This is a genomic window from Halorhodospira sp. 9622, from assembly GCF_022228025.1.
Taxonomy (GTDB): Bacteria; Pseudomonadota; Gammaproteobacteria; order Nitrococcales; family Halorhodospiraceae; genus Halorhodospira; species Halorhodospira halophila_A.
In genome coordinates this window covers 1-960 of the sequence record NZ_JAJNRE010000091.1, presented here as the reverse complement: position 1 = coordinate 960, position 960 = coordinate 1, and the positions used below count along the sequence as shown (strand labels likewise).

1 protein-coding gene is annotated in these 960 nt (G+C 66.5%); it reads left to right on the top strand.

The features are described from left to right. Window positions 1–879 (top strand): SDR family NAD(P)-dependent oxidoreductase (locus tag LRG07_RS13725; RefSeq protein WP_238642756.1); only part of this gene is annotated, 879 nt, incomplete at its 5' end. Between the last annotated feature and the right edge of the window lie 81 nt (window positions 880–960).

The following is a 960-nucleotide window of genomic DNA, read 5'->3' as shown; positions in this document are numbered from 1 at the left end:
CACGACCCTGACAGCCCAGGGCGCCGTCGGTTTCTGACCGGCGCCAGCGCAGGGCTCGCCGGCATGGCCGCAGCCGGTGCGGCGCTCGGGGGGTGGCCCGAAGGCATGCGGGAGAGCGAAGGACGGTATGCGGGCGCCGTCGTGCTGATCACGGGTGCCACCTCCGGGATCGGCGAGGCAGCTGCGCATGCGTACGCCCGAGAGGGGGCGAAGGTCTTCTTTTGCGGTCGTCGCGAGGAACTGGGCGAATCCGTGGCTGCATCCATCCGGGACGCCGGCGGCGAGGCGACCTACATGCGCGCCGATGTGCGTGAGCGCGATGAGATGCGTGACTTTGTCGACGCATGCGTGGAGACCTATGGACGCCTGGATATTGCTTTCAACAATGCGGGAATTGAGGGGCCGCTCGGCGATTTCGACGCCATCGACGTGACCGGTGGGAACGGCTATCGGGATGTCATGCGCACCAATGTGGATGGGGTTTACTACGCGATGCGCTACGAGATCCCGGTCATGCGCGAGCAGGGGCATGGCGTGATCGTCAATACGGGTTCCATGCTTTCTCATACGGGGTCGGCACACGCTGGTACCTATGCCGCGACGAAACACGCCGTCATCGGCCTGACCCGCTCAGCCGCGGCCGCGGAGGTTGGCCACGGAGTCCGGGTGGTCAGCCTCTCTCCTGGGGCGACACGAACCGAACTGCTCCGCCGCTTCCGCGGTGGGTCCTTGGAGGGTGCGGACGAAGATCACCCGATGGGACGCATCGCCGAGCCGGAGGATATCGCCGGGGTTCTGCTCCAGATCACGGCACCGGAGGCCACCTACCTGAACGGCGATGACGTGAAAGCAGACGGTGCATCGGCCGCGTCCGGCTAACCTGCGGCCACGGGCGCGAAGGGTGGCGGGGAAGCGTTTTCGTGGTTCATGGAGTCGGTCAGTGGCGGTTTCGATGGGCGG